Origin of the sequence: Corynebacterium sp. 51B, assembly GCF_008930785.1 — a bacterium.
Lineage (GTDB): Bacteria > Actinomycetota > Actinomycetes > Mycobacteriales > Mycobacteriaceae > Corynebacterium > Corynebacterium megadyptis.
Genome location: NZ_PQMK01000002.1, coordinates 200,712 through 215,956 on the forward strand (window position 1 = coordinate 200,712; position 15,245 = coordinate 215,956).

General features: G+C 64.4%; 14 protein-coding genes. 10 read left to right on the forward strand and 4 right to left on the reverse strand.

Annotation, left to right across the window (positions count from 1 at the left end; all coding sequences use genetic code 11):
* Positions 1-16 precede the first annotated feature (16 nt).
* The 5 genes from GBB14_RS03870 to GBB14_RS03890 all read left to right on the forward strand — a co-directional run bounded on the left by GBB14_RS03870 (position 17) and on the right by GBB14_RS03890 (position 5,415).
* Complete coding sequence (locus tag GBB14_RS03870) at positions 17-1,189, forward strand: SAM-dependent methyltransferase (RefSeq protein WP_151529972.1); 1,173 nt, start codon at positions 17-19, stop codon at positions 1,187-1,189.
* Between the two features lie 56 nt (positions 1,190-1,245).
* Complete coding sequence (locus tag GBB14_RS03875) at positions 1,246-2,043, forward strand: electron transfer flavoprotein subunit beta/FixA family protein (RefSeq protein ID WP_151529973.1); 798 nt, start codon at positions 1,246-1,248, stop codon at positions 2,041-2,043.
* 30 nt (positions 2,044-2,073) lie between these two features.
* Positions 2,074-3,024: an electron transfer flavoprotein subunit alpha/FixB family protein gene (locus tag GBB14_RS03880; protein ID WP_151529974.1), complete on the forward strand. Its 951-nt coding sequence runs from the start codon at positions 2,074-2,076 to the stop codon at positions 3,022-3,024.
* Between the two features lie 119 nt (positions 3,025-3,143).
* Positions 3,144-4,268, forward strand: a complete 1,125-nt coding sequence (locus tag GBB14_RS03885; protein WP_151529975.1) for a cysteine desulfurase family protein — start codon at positions 3,144-3,146, stop codon at positions 4,266-4,268.
* Between the two features lie 70 nt (positions 4,269-4,338).
* On the forward strand, positions 4,339-5,415 hold the full coding sequence (locus tag GBB14_RS03890) for a GTP-binding protein (RefSeq protein WP_151529976.1): 1,077 nt from the start codon (positions 4,339-4,341) through the stop codon (positions 5,413-5,415).
* 30 nt (positions 5,416-5,445) lie between these two features.
* Here the strand turns inward: GBB14_RS03890 and GBB14_RS03895 are convergent, their stop codons facing one another.
* Together GBB14_RS03895 and GBB14_RS03900 are read right to left on the reverse strand one after the other, a co-directional pair.
* Positions 5,446-6,219, reverse strand: coding sequence for a spermidine synthase (locus tag GBB14_RS03895; protein ID WP_151529977.1), 774 nt, complete (start codon positions 6,217-6,219; stop codon positions 5,446-5,448).
* Between the two features lie 8 nt (positions 6,220-6,227).
* Positions 6,228-8,195, reverse strand: a complete 1,968-nt coding sequence (locus tag GBB14_RS03900) for a chorismate-binding protein (protein WP_151529978.1) — start codon at positions 8,193-8,195, stop codon at positions 6,228-6,230.
* Positions 8,196-8,299: 104 nt separating this feature from the next.
* Between GBB14_RS03900 and GBB14_RS03905 the strand changes: the two genes are divergently transcribed.
* From GBB14_RS03905 to GBB14_RS10585, 4 genes are all read left to right on the forward strand, one after another.
* Entirely contained in the window at positions 8,300-8,983 is a 684-nt protein-coding gene (locus tag GBB14_RS03905; protein WP_151529979.1) for an aminotransferase class IV, read from the forward strand.
* 254 nt (positions 8,984-9,237) lie between these two features.
* On the forward strand, positions 9,238-10,335 hold the full coding sequence (mnmA, locus tag GBB14_RS03910) for a tRNA 2-thiouridine(34) synthase MnmA (RefSeq protein ID WP_151529980.1): 1,098 nt from the start codon (positions 9,238-9,240) through the stop codon (positions 10,333-10,335).
* A complete protein-coding gene (locus tag GBB14_RS03915; RefSeq protein WP_151529981.1) occupies positions 10,335-11,321 on the forward strand; it encodes a hypothetical protein in 987 nt (328 codons plus the stop codon). The genes mnmA and GBB14_RS03915 overlap by 1 nt, the downstream gene beginning before the upstream one ends.
* A 147-nt stretch (positions 11,322-11,468) precedes the next feature.
* A complete protein-coding gene (locus tag GBB14_RS10585) occupies positions 11,469-11,627 on the forward strand; it encodes a hypothetical protein (RefSeq protein WP_192796162.1) in 159 nt (52 codons plus the stop codon).
* A 29-nt stretch (positions 11,628-11,656) separates the two neighbouring features.
* Here the strand turns inward: GBB14_RS10585 and GBB14_RS03920 are convergent, their stop codons facing one another.
* The gene (locus GBB14_RS03920) at positions 11,657-12,328 is read right to left on the reverse strand and encodes a 3'-5' exonuclease (RefSeq protein WP_151529982.1); all 672 of its coding nucleotides are present in this window, start codon (positions 12,326-12,328) and stop codon (positions 11,657-11,659) included.
* A 142-nt stretch (positions 12,329-12,470) separates the two neighbouring features.
* Between GBB14_RS03920 and ligA the strand changes: the two genes are divergently transcribed.
* Entirely contained in the window at positions 12,471-14,504 is a 2,034-nt protein-coding gene (gene ligA / locus GBB14_RS03925; protein ID WP_151529983.1) for an NAD-dependent DNA ligase LigA, read from the forward strand.
* On the opposite strand, the gene GBB14_RS03930 is transcribed toward ligA, so the two are convergent.
* The gene (locus tag GBB14_RS03930; protein WP_192796027.1) at positions 14,476-15,132 is read right to left on the reverse strand and encodes an amino acid-binding ACT domain protein; all 657 of its coding nucleotides are present in this window, start codon (positions 15,130-15,132) and stop codon (positions 14,476-14,478) included. The genes ligA and GBB14_RS03930 overlap by 29 nt on opposite strands.
* Positions 15,133-15,245 lie beyond the last annotated feature (113 nt).

Below are 15,245 nucleotides of genomic sequence, written 5' to 3' on the forward strand. Positions count from 1 at the left end.
ACTACACTGTAGGGCTATGTCCTTGAGCCCGAGCGAGGTGTATTTTCTCGCATCCCACGGTCCCGCCATCGCGCACTGGGCGCGGGAGCATGCCTGCACGAAGGCGAGCATGATCGCCGATCACGCCGCCGTCCGCGCGGAGTTCGGCGACTATGGTCGCGCTGTTGTTGAGCTGGTGAGTGCTCGCCGCTCCGCAGTGCAGAAGTTCCGCACTGGTGGCGAGGAGCTGCTGATGTGCCAGGAATCTGCCCAACAGGCCACCCCGTGGCAGGTGGCGGCTGCCCGCGCCGAGCGGCTACGGGCGCTGTGTGGAGAGCAGGCGCTGGTCAATGATGTCACCTGCTCGATCGGCAGCGAGGGCTTAGAGCTCACCCGCGCCGGGCTGCGCTATCTCGGTTCGGATCTCGATCCGGCGCGGGTGGCCATGGCGGCGCACAATCTGGCGCAGGGCTGGTGTGTGCGCGCCGATGCTCTCGCCCCAGTCGCGCCCGACGCCGATGTGGTACTGGCGGATCCGGCGCGCCGGGCTGGCGGGCGGCGCATCACCAAGGTGCAGGATCTGGTGCCGCCGCTGCCGGATCTTCTGGCGGCCTATCCGGATACCCCTGTGGTGGTGAAGTGCGCCCCGGGCATCGACTACGCAGAATGGCCGGGGCTGGTGACGGTGGCGAGCGTGGCGGGGGCGGTCAAAGAAACCTGCCTCTATTCCGAGCAGCTCGGTGCGAGCGGCCGCGAGGCCTGGGTGATCGATGAGGCGGGCACGGTGGATCGCTACACCAGCGCCGAGGAGCCGCCGGAGGCGCCCGTGGGCGAGGTCGGCCGCTATATCATCGACCCCGATGGGGCCGTGGTGCGGGCGGGGCTGGTGCGCGCCTATGCCCAGCGTCATGGGCTGTGGATGCTGAATGAGCACATTGCCTATCTCACTGGCGAGCAGATCCCGCCGGGTGCGAGCGGCTTCGAGGTGCTTGAGGCCGTGCCGTTGAAGCAGCTGCGGCAGGTGATGAAGCGGCGCGCGGCGGGAAGCCTGGAAATTTTGGTGCGCGGGGTGGATGTGGATCCCGATGTCTTACGCAAAAAACTGAAACTGCGTGGATCGCAGGCCTATGCCTGCGTGATCGCCCGCCTCGATCGGGGCGCGATGGCCTTTGTCTGCCATCCGCGGAAGCATTACGATGGTGTCCGCTAAGCAAATAGACAACAAAAATGTGTTGAAATACTGCCCGAAGGAGATTGAACGAGCTCATGCCAGCATTGGTTGCACTGGTCAAGCACGTACCCGATACGTGGTCCACGAAGTCGCTCGAGGAGGATTTCACCCTCGATCGCGAGGCGGCGGACGAGGTGATCGATGAGATCAACGAGTACTCGGTGGAACAGGCACTACGCATCAAAGAGGCGCACCCCGATGCCGGCTTCCGCGTGGTGGCGCTGAGCATGGGCCCCGAGGGCACCGAGGAGTGCCTGCGCAAGGCTCTCGCCATGGGTGCCGATGACGCGGTATTGCTTGTCGACGATTCTCTGGCGGGCTCCGACACGATGGGAACAGCCTGGGCGCTGCACAACGCGATCAACACCATCGATGATGTGGCGCTCATTATTGCTGGTAATGCCTCCTCCGATGGGCAGATGGGCATGATCCCGGGCATTTTGGCGGAGTATCGCCAGCTCCCGGCGCTGACCATGGTGGCTGATGTGGACGCCGATCCGGAGGCAGAGACCGTGCAGGCCACGCGCACCGACCACCAGGGCAGCTATGAGATGAGTGCGTCCTACCCAGCTGTTGTCTCCATCAGTGAGCGCGCCGCGAAGCCGCGCTTTCCTAACTTCAAGGGCATTATGGCTGCCAAGAAGGCCGAGATCACGCGGATCGATCTGGCCGCTATCGGGGTGGATCCCTCCCAGGTGGGCGTGGCCCACTCCGCCACCGTCGTGCAGTCCGCCACGCCGCGGCCGGAGCGCGGCTCCGGCCAGATCGTCCGCGACAACGGTGACGGCGCGAAGGCCATCGCCGATTACCTGTCCTCCGAGGGCCTGCTCTAAAGCGCAGTCAGAAAGGCGTAGTGAACAACAATGACGTACGTACTTGTCAAGCATTCCAATGGTGAGCTCGACGCAGTCACGGCCGAGCTGATTAGCGCTGGCCGCCAGCTCGGCGAAGTCTCGGCGGTGGTGGTGGGCACCCCCGGTACCGCCGAGGGTTTTGCCGCCCAGCTGGGGCAGTGGGGCGCAGAAATGGTGATCGCCGCCGAGTCGGAGTCCGTCACCGAGCGGCTCATCATCCCCGAGGTGGATGCCCTGTCGATGCTCGCCGCGGGCCAGCCCGGCCCGATCGTGGTGGCAGCCGGGGTGGCTGGATCTGAGATCGCCGGGCGGCTTGCGGCGCGTGTCGCCTCGGGCGTGCTCAACGATGTGGTGGCGATCAACCCTGATGGCACCGCATCGCAGTCCATCTTCGGCGACCAGTACTCGGTGACAGCCGCTGTGGGCGGCGAGAGCCCGATCTATGCGGTGCGCGGCGGCGCCATCACGCCCGATGCGGCACCGGCCGCCGGGGCGCTGGCCACTATCGATCTGCCCGACTCCTCGCCGCTGGATGCCCAGGTCCGCTCCTTCATCCCCACCGAGCGTGGGGATCGTCCGCAGCTCACCCAGGCGCCTGTGGTGGTGGCCGGTGGGCGTGGCCTGTCCTCTGCCGATGGCTTCAAGACCCTAGCCGAGCCGCTGGCGGATCTCTTCGACGGTGCGGTGGGCGCGACCCGCGACGCTGTGGACGAGGGCTTCTACGACGGCAACTATCAGATCGGCCAAACCGGTGTGACCGTCTCGCCGGATCTGTACATCGGCCTCGGTCTCTCCGGTGCCATCCAGCACAAATCCGGTATGCAGACCTCCAAGCGCATCGTGGTGATCAATAGCGATGAAGACGCCCCGATCTTCAAGATCGCGGACTTCGGCGTTGTCGGCGATGTCGACGAGGTGGTGCCGCAGCTGATCGAGGAGATCACCAACCGTCGCGGCTAGATAACTCCCTGTGCCCGCGTCGTGTACGTAGGGGGTTGCGACAGGCGCGGGTGGGGGAGTACGGGATGGGGCTCTGCTGCGTAGTAGCACAACCGGATGTAGGAGAAGCTAAGGAAGCAATGAAGCGCATCTATCTGGACTACGCAGCAACAGCACCGCTGCGCGAGACCGTTCGCCAAGCATGGATCGAGGCCTCAGGGGCGCTCAACCCCGGCGGGCAGTATGGCTCGGGGCGGGCGGCGAATGCGCTGCTTTCTGAGGCGCGCGAAACTATTGCCGAGTGCCTCGATTGTGAACCCATCGAAGTGATTTTCTGCAGTTCGGGAACTGAGGCCGACAATCTGGCCGTCGCCGGATTTGCGCAGGCCCAGCCCGAGCTGCCCGTGGCGAGTAGCCCGATCGAGCACCCGGCTGTGCGGGAGGTCGTGGCCCGCCGCGAGTGCGAATATTTCACCGTCAGCCCCGGCGGCGCGGTGGACGAAGACTCCATCCGCTCGGTGCTGTCCACCCCGCACTCGGTGGCCACGATGATGCTGGCCAATAACGAAACCGGGGTCGTGCAGCCGGTAGAAACTCTGGTGGATGCAGCCGCGGCGGTGGATACGCCCGTGCATATCGACGCCGTCCAGGCGGTGGGGCACATCCCCGTGAGTTTCCGTGAACTCGGGGCACACACCCTGGCCGCGAGCGCGCATAAATTCGGCGGGCCCCGCGGGGTGGGGCTGCTGCTCGCCCGGCGCTCGCCGGTGCCGCAGCCGATTCTGTGTGGCGGCGGGCAGCAGCGTGGTATCCGCCCAGGCACAGTGGACGTGGCGGGGGCAGTGGCCACGGCTGCGGCGATGCGGGAAGCGTGCGCGGAGATGAGCGTCGAAAAGCAGCGCCTGGAAGATTTACGAGAGCGACTACGCAGTGGACTTCGGGGCTCCATTGAGAATGTGCGTATGCATGGTGAGGGGCAGCAGCTTTTGCCGGGGCATCTGCACTTCAGCGTGCCCGGGGCGGAGGGCGATAGCTTGATCATGCTCGCCGATAGTGCCGGGATCGAGTGCGCCACGGGCTCGGCGTGCGCGGCCGGGGTGAATCGCGCGAGCGAGGTGTTGCTGGCGATGGGGGTATCCGAGGCGGATGCGCGCTCGGCGGTGCGTATGACGCTGGGGCGCAGCACATGCGAGGAGGATATTGTGCGCGTCGTGGAGGAATTTCCGCGGATTGTTGAGATGGCCCGCGTCGCTGGGATGTGCTGAAGCGGAGCGGCGATGGGGGCCGCGCGCCCATTTAATGGAATCGGTTTCCAATAGTGTACTGTGATGGGCCATGAGTTCACCTATCACACCTGCTGCCACGACCCCTGTCACCGTACTGTCGGGATTTTTGGGGGCGGGCAAAACCACGCTGCTCAATCACCTGCTGCACGATGCCCGCGAGCGAAAAATCGCGGTGATCGTCAACGACTTCTCCGAAATCAACATCGACGCCGACCTCATCGCCAAGGGCAGTCACCTCGAGCGCGGGGAGGAGCGCTTCGTGGAACTATCCAATGGCTGCATCTGCTGCACACTGCGTGAGGATCTCGTGGACAGCGTCGGCGAGCTAGCTCGTTCGCAGCGCTTCGACCACATCGTCATCGAATCCACTGGTATCTCCGAACCGATGCCCGTGGCGGCCACGTTCGAGTGGACCTTCGACGACGGCACCCGCCTGTGCGATGTCGCCCCCATCAACTCGATGGTCACGCTCGTGGATGCCTCCAGCTTCATCACCCAGCTGCAGCGCGGCGCCAGCTTCGACGAAAACGACGAGCGCACCATCGCCGATCTGCTGGTGGAGCAAACAGAATTCGCCGATCTCATCCTCATCACCAAAACCGATATCGCCGGCGAAGCCGCAACGGGGGCCACCATCGAGGCGGTGCGCGCGATGAACCCGCGGGCGCGTATCGTGCCCGTGACCCACGGCGAGATCGCCGCCGACGCCATCCTCGACTCCGCCCTCTACGACGTCCAGACCGCGGCAACCTACCAGGGCTATACCGAGGAGCTGGCGAATCCGCACACGCCCGAAACCGAGGAGTACGGGATTTCCTCCGTGGTCTTTCGCGGGGATCGCCCCTTCGACCGCGAGCGCTTGGTACAGGCACTACGCAGCACAACTGGATTGGTGCGTTCCAAGGGGCATTGCTGGCTCGCCGATCGCCTCGAGATGGCCCACGTGTGGAGCCAAGCCGGGCCCAACCTCACCATCCAGCCAGCCGCGCCCTGGGCGAGCGCGGGGGTGGCTCCCTCCAATGAAGTCGTGCTCATTGGCGTGAATTTCGATCAGCGTGCGGCGCTGCAGGCCTTCGAGGAGGCCATGCTCACCGATGAGGAGGCGCAGGCGCTGGTGCAGGTATAACTGCCGCGGCAACGGCGCTTTTGGGTGCGGCTAGTGGAAGTCGCATCGGGCGGGAACGATGCTGCTGCGTAGTGCATCGGGATCGGGCAGCGCCCGATCGGAGGCCACCAGCACCGCGTTGGCGGCGCGGGCAGACCCCGATTTCAACACAGCGGCGGGGGCGATGATCCCGGTGTGTGCGAAAAATTCGTCGAGCACTAAGCGTTCGGCCCGCGCCGCGCCGGAGGTGTTGGCGATGTAGATCCCGTCTGTGCTCAGGCTGCGGTGCACATTGTGCGCGAACTCCCGCTCGGTGAGGGCTGCGGGGACAGTGCCGCCGGCGAAGCAGTCCCGGATGATGACATCGCGCGATTCCGGCCGGAAGGATGCGGTGGTGGCGGCGGCCTCGCCGACGCGAATCTTGACCTGTGGGGCGCGCGGAATGTCGAACCATTCCCGCACCTTCTCGGCGAGCACCGCGTCGTATTCCACCACCGAGTTGCGCGAGCGCGGATACACGTCCGCGAAGTAGCGCGGCAAGGAGCAGCCGCCCCCGCCCAAGTGCGTGATGCGTAGCCGCTGCGGATCAAGGTGTGCCCGCACATGCTTATCGACGCAGGCCGCGATCCATTGCATGTAATCGAAAGCGAGATAGCGCGGTTCTCCGATTTTGAGGTGCGAAGAGGGGTGGCCATCAATATAGAGCCACCAGCCGTTATCGAATTTCAACGTCGCCTCATCGTGGCTGAGCTCATAGTTTCCAGCAAGTGCCTGTGTGCTGGTGCGCGGATGCTTCTCGGTGCGGGAGCGCTTGCGGCGTGCCATATCGGTCCTTAGGTGGTGGGTGGGGTAGTCGAGCAGGTGGCTGCGTGGTCCTCGGGCGGTTGTTCGAGAGCGTCGATTCCCATGAGTTCGCGGAATAGGTGCGACTTCACCATGATCTCCTCCCATTCCGCAGCCGGGGTGGATAGGGCGGTGATCGCTCCGCCTACTCCGAAGCTCACCGTGGTGCCCTTGATGATGAAGGAGCGGATCACCATGCCGAGGTCGATGGCGCCGCTGCTACTGAGATAGCCGAGGGCCCCGGAATAGATCCCGCGCGGGGCGCCTTCGAGCTGGTGAAGGATTTTCATCGTCGATATCTTGGGCGCGCCGGTCATGGAGCCGCCAGGGAAGCAATCGCGCACGAGAGGGAGGGCATCGTCTCTACTGCGTAGTAGCCCAGAGACAGTAGAGACCAGTTGGTGCACGCTCGGGTAGCTTTCAACGTCGAAGAGTTTCTCTACCGTGATCGAGCCTGGCTGGCAGTGGCGGGTGAGATCGTTGCGCACCAAATCGACGATCATCAAATTTTCGGCCTGCTCTTTTTCGGTGTGTAGCTCGGCTGCTAAAGCGCGATCGACGGCCGGGTCGCTGTCGCGGCGCCGGGTTCCCTTGATCGGTTTCGATACGGCCCGGCCGGAGGCGTCGATGCTGAGCATCTTTTCTGGCGAGCAGGACAGGATCTGCACGTCGGGAAATTCGAGCAAGGCCGAATAGGGGGCGGGGTGGCGGCGTCGTAGATAGTCGAAGGCCGCGCACACATCCAGCTCGGCCTCCACTTCCAGCTGCGTAGTCAGACACACCTCATAGGTGTCGCCGTCGAGGATATGGCGTTGCGCCTGAATGATTTTGTCCATGTAGCTGGCGCGATCGTCGCGGATACGTGGCGGCGAGAGCAACGTCACCGGCGGGCGCGCGGGCGCTTGGCTGGGCTGGGCCGTAGGGTGCTGCTCGGCGGGGAGGGGAGCAAGCGCGGAGATGGCGTCGATAAGCGACTGCTCGAGGCCGCCGCGGCCGAGCAGATGCATCTGGTCCAGCTCGCGATCGACGACGACGCAGCAGTCCACCCACATCCACTGGCTGGCCGGATCGGACGAACGGGCGGTGGTGGCGGCGTCGGGGTCGTGCGTGGGCGTCTCGTAGTCGAAGTAGCCCACCCAGCCGAGCGTGAATGCGCCCAGCTCCGGGGCGTTGCGGTCGATGTGCACGGTCGGCATGCTGGGCGCATCGTCGAAACCGAAGGACTCTACCCGGGAGCCGATGCCAAGATAGCTGAAGCGGTCGGTGGCGGCGCTGAGCCACATGGAGGCTGATGCGTAGTAGCGCGCCCACTGGCGGACTACGCAGTAGAGCTCCGTCTCCTCGACGAGATGCGCGAAAGAATGAATCTGCACCTGGCAGCCGGCATGTTCGGCGGCCAAGTGCAGGAAGTTATCGAGAATCTGCAGCCCCGCATCCGTCCGAATCGACTCGGGGTGAAACTGCACACCCCACTGCGGCAGACTGCGATGCGCGATCGCCTGAATCACCCCATCACTGGAACGGGCCAGCACCTCCATGCACTCGGGCAGGCGGGTAATAGCCAGCGAATGATAGCGCGTCGCTGCGCAGTCCTGCTCCACGCCGCGAAACAGCGGATGCTCGGTGTGGCTGATCGAGTCGACCCGCCCGTGCATCGGCTCTGGGGCGTGGCGCACCTCGCCGCCATTGACCACCGCCATCGCCTGCGCGCCCAGACAGATCCCCAGCACCGGAATGCCGCGAGCCGTGGCCGCCTCCAGCGCTGCGCTGGAACACCCCAGTGCCGCCTGATCGTGCGGACTGCCTGGGCCCGGCGATAGCACGATCGCGTCCACAGCATCGAGCGGGGGCAGCGGAGCGCTATTGCGTAGTACGGTCACGCTCGCGCCGAGACGGTGAAAGTAGTCAACGAGGTTATAGGTGAACGAATCGACATTATCGATCAGCAGAACCTTCATGGGCCTTAATCCTAGAAGCAGCCACCCACCCCGACCGATCTGCCCCGCGCATCCGCCGCCAATTACGATGAAGCCTCACAGGACCACCGCCGGCAAGGAGGAGCATGAACCAGCGACCGCAGGGGCATTTCACCACCTTCCTCAACACCCGCCCCATCCGCGGCTGGCAGCATCACCTGCGCCGCCTCCGCCACGATGCCCGCGCCTTCGGCAGCTGCCTCGACATGCCCCTCTCGCTTCTCGACGCCACCCTCCAGCCCCATCTCGCCGCCCTGCCCAGCGATCCCTGCGTGGTGCGGATCACCGCCTATAGGGACTCCGTCGAGGTGAGCACCCGGGGGCTGCCGGCCGGCTGTGGGGCGCCGATTACTCAGGTAGAAGAAGTGCCGTATCGGCGCTACTACGCATCAGAGAAACACACCGATATTCAGCCCGTCCGGGAACTCATCGCCGCTGCCCAATCACGCGGATACGACGACATCCTTTTCCGCTGCCCGGAGACAGGCGAACTCACCGAGGGATCTTTTTGGTCCCTAGCAGTGATTCGCGGCGGCCAGGTCCGCATCCCCGCCAGCCCGGATATTCTCCCCAGCACCACCGTCGCGCTCTTGCGGGAGCAGACACCCCAGCTGGGATGGCAGCCCGAGCACGTCTGCCGGCTCTCGGACTATGACGGTGCGATCGCCCTCAACGCGGTGCACGGGGTCCGTCAGATCGGTGCGGCACGCGGGCCCGCGCGCCAGGTGATCGACACGCTGACACAGCAGTGGCTGCACCCATCCAGATAGAGGCGCGAGGAGTATCCGGCAGTGTGTTCGGCGGCTTGTACGGCAGTCGCCGCTGCCAGAGGGGAATACGTACAGCCACTCTGATGCGTAGTAGCAAACCGCGCCTGTTAGGATGAGGCCTCGTTTAACACTGGCGCCACGCACCGGCGCCGCACAGGAGTACACCAGCGCCAGCGACCCAGTGGCGCCGCCGGCCCTAACTACAGCCTTCGCGTCCACGGGCGTGGGGGAGCGCACAAGGAGGAGATCGAGCAGTGCGGGTTCTCGCAGCGATGAGTGGTGGGGTGGATTCTGCAGTGGCTGCCGCCCGGGCGGTCCGGGCGGGCCATGAGGTTATTGGTGTGCATTTGGCGTTGTCCCGCGATCCGCAGTCGGTTCGCGAGTCCTCGCGCGGGTGCTGCTCTTTGGAGGATTCGGCGGATGCGCGCCGGGTGTGCGATAAGTTGGGCATTCCTTTTTATGTGTGGGATTTCTCCGATCGCTTCAAAGAGGATGTGATCGATGATTTCGTCGATTCCTATGCGGCCGGCGAGACTCCGAACCCGTGTCTGCGCTGCAACGAGAAGATCAAGTTTCGCGCCTTGCTCGAGCGGGGTGTGGCGCTGGGCTTCGATGCGGTTGTCACGGGGCACTACGCACAGCTGACCCAGCCGAGCGATGGCGGAGACGGCTATCTGCGGCGTTCTGTGGACCCAGACAAAGACCAGTCTTATGTGCTGGGTGTGCTGGGCATCGAGGAGATCAAGCGCTGCATGTTCCCGGTCGGCGATACTCCCAAGCCGCAGATCCGCGAGGAGGCGAAGGAAATGGGATTCGCGGTCGCCTCGAAGCCGGACTCCTACGACATTTGCTTTATTCCCGACGGCAACACCCAGGCGTTTTTGGGCAAGCACATCGGGGTGCGCCCGGGCGCGATCGTCGATCAGGAAGGCGCGGTGTTGCGCCAGCACTCTGGGGTGCACGAGTACACCATCGGCCAGCGCAAGGGCCTAGATATTAAGGCCCCGGCCGCGGATGGGCGACCGCGCTATGTCACCGATATCGACGCCTCCACGGGCACCGTGGTGGTTGGTCCGCGCGAGGCGCTGACCGTCACTCGCATCGAGGCCGATCGGGTGAAGGTGCTCCACCCGGACATGGAGGGCGTGTTCGACTGCGAGGTCCAGGTGCGGGCGCATGGCGGCGTCGTGGCGGCGCGGGTGCAGGTGGATCGCGACGCCGATCGGCTCGTGCTGGATTTGCAGGAGCCTTTGCGTGGCGTCGCCCGCGGCCAAGCCGCCGTGCTCTACCGCCCCGATCCCGGCGGCGATATCGTGCTCGGCTCCGGCACTATTTGCGGGACGGGTCGATAATGGTTGCCTACTCTGTCGGCCCCATGCCTGGGCTTTCGCTTATCGACGCCGCCTCCGTGATCGCAGGCGAAACCGGCGATCACCGGGCCATCCCCCAGCTACCGCAGCGCGGTCTAGGCTCCGACGCTATCGGCCGCACTGCGAGCCTGCTCGAGGGGCTGCAGGTCTCCCGCGGCCCGCGCTCCTGGCGCATGGATGCGCGCCCCCAGATCGCCAGCCGCCGCATACTCGACCGCACCGAACGGGACTTGGACGAGCTCGAATCCTGCTGGGGCACCGGCGTCGGCGGCGTCATCAAAGAACAGATCGTGGGCCCGTGGAGCCTGGCGGCCTCCATCGAGCTCAGCACTGGCCAGCTGCTCCTCCGCGACCTTGGGGCCATGCGCGATCTCAGCGCGAGTCTGTATGAAGGCATCACCCGCCACATCGCCGAGATTCGGCGACGCTACTACGCATCAGTGTGGCTGCAAATCGATGAGCCGCTTCTCGCGCCCATTCTGTGCGGCACCCTCACCCCAGCCACCACCTTGGATCCCATCCCGGCGATCCACCGCGATGAGCTCACTCCCGCGCTGGCTGCACTCGGCTCCAGCGCCGACCGTCGTATCCTGCACCTTCCCAGCCTCACCCCGGATCAGATCAGGGTGGGCATGCATTTCGACGCGATCCTCAGCACCGCCACTGGCTGGGATAGCTCCACCAAAGATGCGCTCGCCGAGGCGATCGAGCAGGGCACTAGCCTCGGGCTGAGGCTGGTGCGTAGTACAGATTATGTCGATGAACTCGGGGAGTGCCCCTGCGCCCGCGCCCAGGAGGCCGCCGGACTCATCGATGAACTGGCACTGCCACGAGGCGTCCTCGTCGATTCGGTGGATATTGCCCCGGCGGAGGATCTCAGCCGCGGCGATCTGCTCAGTGCGGCGCGCGCACTGAAGACGGCCCGCGTGGTGAGCGAGATGCTCAGCCGGGACGCCGGGGATCTCTAGGCGGCAACAGCGCACAGCTGGGCTAGGGGATGTGTGGCTGCGAGATGGCGTCGATAAGCGTTGCGCAGGCGGGGGAGAACTCGGATGCGGTTCGGTGAGCTAGGATTAGCAGCGCATCGATCACTTGCCGATCCAAGGAGAAACGTCGTGCGCCGAGAAGAAGGCGAGGAGCTGGATCCGGATTCGCTCCCTAAAAACAAATACGGCTTGCCGGACTTTACTGGAGACGATCGCTCCAGCACCATCATCGGCATCATCGTCTCTGTGATTTTCCTAGCCGTGATCGCGGCGGCGATTATTCTCTAAGCCCGCCGCCGCGCCCACGGATCATGTAGCTAGCCGCGCATGGGCCACACGGTTGAGACCGTGGAGGAGTCCTTGCCGCGGCTTTCGAAGTATTTCTTCAGGCTCGATTGTTGCTCGTAGTACCACACGGCCTGCTGTTCCATGAGCGCATCGGCGTCCATCTGCGCCAGCTCCGGCCACATGCGCAGCTGCTTCCACGCGATGCGCGCCGCGGCGAGGGCATCGGCGGTCGCTTCGTGGGCGTTATCGAGGCGCACCCCATAAAACTCGCACAGGCTGCCCAGGGTGCGCCGGCCCTTGCGATAGGGATCCTTGGCTTTGTCGATCACATATGGGTCATAGACCAGGCCTTTAATCACGAAGTCTTGGGAGCGTTGGCGCAGAATCGTCAGGTCAAAAGTGCCATTGAAGACCACCAGGCTTTGGCCATCGGACCAGCCTTGATAGATCCGGTCGATGGTCTCACGCAGCACCTCATCGTGCGGGCGGCCATGCTCGCGGGCATAGTCGGTGCTGATTCCGTGCACCTTCGTCGCGGCCTCCGAAATCGGCACCCCCGGATCGGCGAGTAGCTCCAGCGGCTCCACCGAGCGCCCCTTGATGGAGACGATCGCGGAGGTGACAATGTGAGCCTCCATGGGGTCGGCGGTGGTGGTCTCAAGATCGAAGGTGAGCATGTTCTGCGGATCGAAGTGGTTCATGGTTACTTAGCTTAAACTGCGCCCCGGACACTCGGTCGCCACGTGCGGTTGGGGCAGGGCGCGTGACGACGCCATCTCGCGCAACTCTGATGCGTAGTAGCACCACAATCCTGCGGGTGGGCACGCGCTAGACTGTCGGATTGTGACTACAGACGATCTGCGCAAAAAGTGGGACGAGCTGGCGACGACTGTGCGCCATCACCGCGAGAAGTACTACAACCAGCAGCCAGAGATCTCGGATGCAGAGTTTGATCAGCTTTTTCGTGCGCTAGAGACCCTGGAGGCCGAGCACCCCGAGCTGCGGGTGCCGGACTCGCCGACCCTGCAGGTGGGCGCGCCGGTGTCGGAGTCGTCGAGCTTTGCCAATGTCACGCATCTCGAGCGGCTGTATAGCTTGGATAATGTGTTCGCGCTCGATGAGCTGCGGGCGTGGCTGGAGCGCACTCCGGCGCCGGAGTACCTGACAGAGCTGAAAATCGATGGCCTGTCGATCGACTTGGTGTATCGCCAGGGCCAGCTGGAGCGGGCTGCTACCCGCGGCGACGGCCGGGTGGGGGAAGATATCACCGCCAATGCCAAGGTGATCGAGGACATTCCGCATCAGCTGCAGGACAGCGCGGAGTATCCGGTGCCCGAGCTGGTCGAGATCCGCGGCGAGGTGTTTATCGCCATTGAGGATTTTGCCGATGTCAATGCCGCGCGGATCGCAGAAGGCGGCAAGCCCTTTGCTAATCCGCGCAACGCCGCGGCCGGGAGCCTTCGGCAAAAAGACACCGCGGCGGTGCGGCGTAGGAAACTACGCATGGTCTGCCACGGTATCGGCGCCCGCGAGGGCTTTAGCCCCGCCTCCCAGCTCGAGGTCTATGAGGCGATGACGGCGTGGGGGCTGCCGACCTCGCCCTATACCACCACGGCGAGCAGCACGAAGGAGATCATCGCCCAGGTCAATTACTGGGAAAAGCACCGGCACGACGCCGTGTTTGAGCTCGATGGTTTGGTGGTGAAGGTCAATGATCTGCAGCAGCAGCGCGATTATGGTGCGACATCCCGGGCGCCGCGCTGGGCGATCGCCTATAAGTACCCGCCGGAGGAAGTAACCACGACGCTCATCGATATTCGGGCGAGCGTGGGCCGCACCGGGCGAGTCACGCCGTATGCGGTGATGGATCCGGTGTTCGTGGCCGGTTCGACGGTGAGCATGGCCACCCTGCACAACCCCGAGGAGGTGGCCCGCAAGGGCGTTCTCATCGGCGATACCGTGGTGATTCGCAAGGCCGGCGAGATCATCCCGGAGGTATTGGGCCCGGTGGCCGATACGCGCGATGGCAGTGAGCGGGAGTATATCTTCCCCACGCTCTGCCCTGAATGCGGCACGCGACTGCGCCCGGCCAAGGCCGATGACGCTGATTGGCGCTGCCCCAATACTCGCTCGTGCCGCGGTCAGCTCACCGGCCGGCTGTCCTATCTGGCCTCGCGGAGCGCCTTCGATATTGAGGCCCTCGGCGAGAAGGGCGCCCAGGATCTGATCGACCGGGGGATTCTCCGCGACGAGGCTGGGCTTTTCGATCTCAGCGAGGAGGATCTGCGCGCCTCTGCGGTCTATACAACTTCCACCGGCGCGCTCAACGCGAGCGCCAAAAAGCTGCTGGACAATCTTGCTGCCTCCACCGGGGTGGAGCTCTGGCGGGTGCTCGTGGCGCTTTCTATTCGCCACGTGGGCCCCACCGCCGCCCGCGCGCTCGCCCAGCATTTCGGTTCTATCCCAGCGCTTTTCGACGCTCCCCTGGCCGAGATCGCTGAAGTCGAAGGCGTGGGCCAGACGATTGCTGAATCGATCGCCGACTGGTGGCAGGTGGACTGGCACCGGGCCATCGTGGACACCTGGGCTGCGAGCGGGGTGACCATGGAGGAAGATATCTCCGAGCAGGCGGAGCTGCCGCAGCTACTGGAGGGCATGAGCATCGTGGTCACCGGCACCTTAGAGAACTTCACCCGCGAAGAAGCAAAGGACGCCATTGTCGCGCGCGGCGGCAAAGCGGCGTCCTCGGTATCGAAAAAGACCACCTATGTGGTGGCCGGGGAGAATGCCGGCTCGAAGGAAACCAAGGCCCGAGACCTCGGCCTTGAGATCCTCGACGAGGCGGGCTTTATGCAGCTTTTAGGATTGAGCCAATAACGTGGCCCACGTTGCCGAGGTGCTCGACCTCGCTGGAGAGGAAATCGGGGCCGCCGGGGCGGCCCACCACCAGCAGCAAGTCAGTCTCGCCTAGCGGCACCACCGCTAGCGAAGCATCCAAGAGCGCCCAGCGTTCCGGAACCCATGTTTCTTCCTCGGGGTCGAGGAGGCGGGCGGAATGGACGTTGATCTCCGGGAGATTACCGTCGTCTTCCGGGGCGGCCGTAGAGGCGGCTACACGCCCAGCGGGCCCGAGCACTATGGCCCACCCAGAGGTCATGGTGCGGGGGATGACGTCGACAAGCTCTTTCATGGCTACCTCGATACGCCTGGAGTTCTCGGCGACAGCAGCCAGCATCTTGATCTGGCCGCGGCGATCGACCACGCCCGAGAAGGGGCGCAGCGAATCGATGATCACACCGGGGATTTCCTGCGCGGCGGAGACGATGCTGTCTGGGAGCGTGCCAGAAGGCAAATCCACCACGATGTCATCCATAACGGTGCCGCTGTCGAATTGGTGCACAACATCCACCGATTGGATATTGCCGCCAATGACACCGATCGCCTCAGCAAGCATGCCGAGACTGCCGGGTTCGTCGGGCAGGAGGACTCTTATTAGGTAGGACACACCGTTCATAGTAGCGACTTTTGTGATCTAGGTGGCAGGAGGTGGGGGTTGTGGGACCGCATGGGGCGGGGCACTCTGCTGCGTAGTAGCCGTAGGTTAAGCTAGGGAAGTTA

Coding starts and splice junctions, on each gene's coding strand:
- GBB14_RS03870 (WP_151529972.1), top strand. CDS start 17: ATGTCCTTGAGCCCGAGCGAGGTGTATTTTCTCGCATCCCACGGTCCC.
- GBB14_RS03875 (WP_151529973.1), top strand. CDS start 1,246: ATGCCAGCATTGGTTGCACTGGTCAAGCACGTACCCGATACGTGGTCC.
- GBB14_RS03880 (WP_151529974.1), top strand. CDS start 2,074: ATGACGTACGTACTTGTCAAGCATTCCAATGGTGAGCTCGACGCAGTC.
- GBB14_RS03885 (WP_151529975.1), top strand. CDS start 3,144: ATGAAGCGCATCTATCTGGACTACGCAGCAACAGCACCGCTGCGCGAG.
- GBB14_RS03890 (WP_151529976.1), top strand. CDS start 4,339: ATGAGTTCACCTATCACACCTGCTGCCACGACCCCTGTCACCGTACTG.
- GBB14_RS03895 (WP_151529977.1), bottom strand. CDS start 6,219: ATGGCACGCCGCAAGCGCTCCCGCACCGAGAAGCATCCGCGCACCAGC.
- GBB14_RS03900 (WP_151529978.1), bottom strand. CDS start 8,195: ATGAAGGTTCTGCTGATCGATAATGTCGATTCGTTCACCTATAACCTC.
- GBB14_RS03905 (WP_151529979.1), top strand. CDS start 8,300: ATGAACCAGCGACCGCAGGGGCATTTCACCACCTTCCTCAACACCCGC.
- GBB14_RS03915 (WP_151529981.1), top strand. CDS start 10,335: ATGGTTGCCTACTCTGTCGGCCCCATGCCTGGGCTTTCGCTTATCGAC.
- GBB14_RS03920 (WP_151529982.1), bottom strand. CDS start 12,328: ATGAACCACTTCGATCCGCAGAACATGCTCACCTTCGATCTTGAGACC.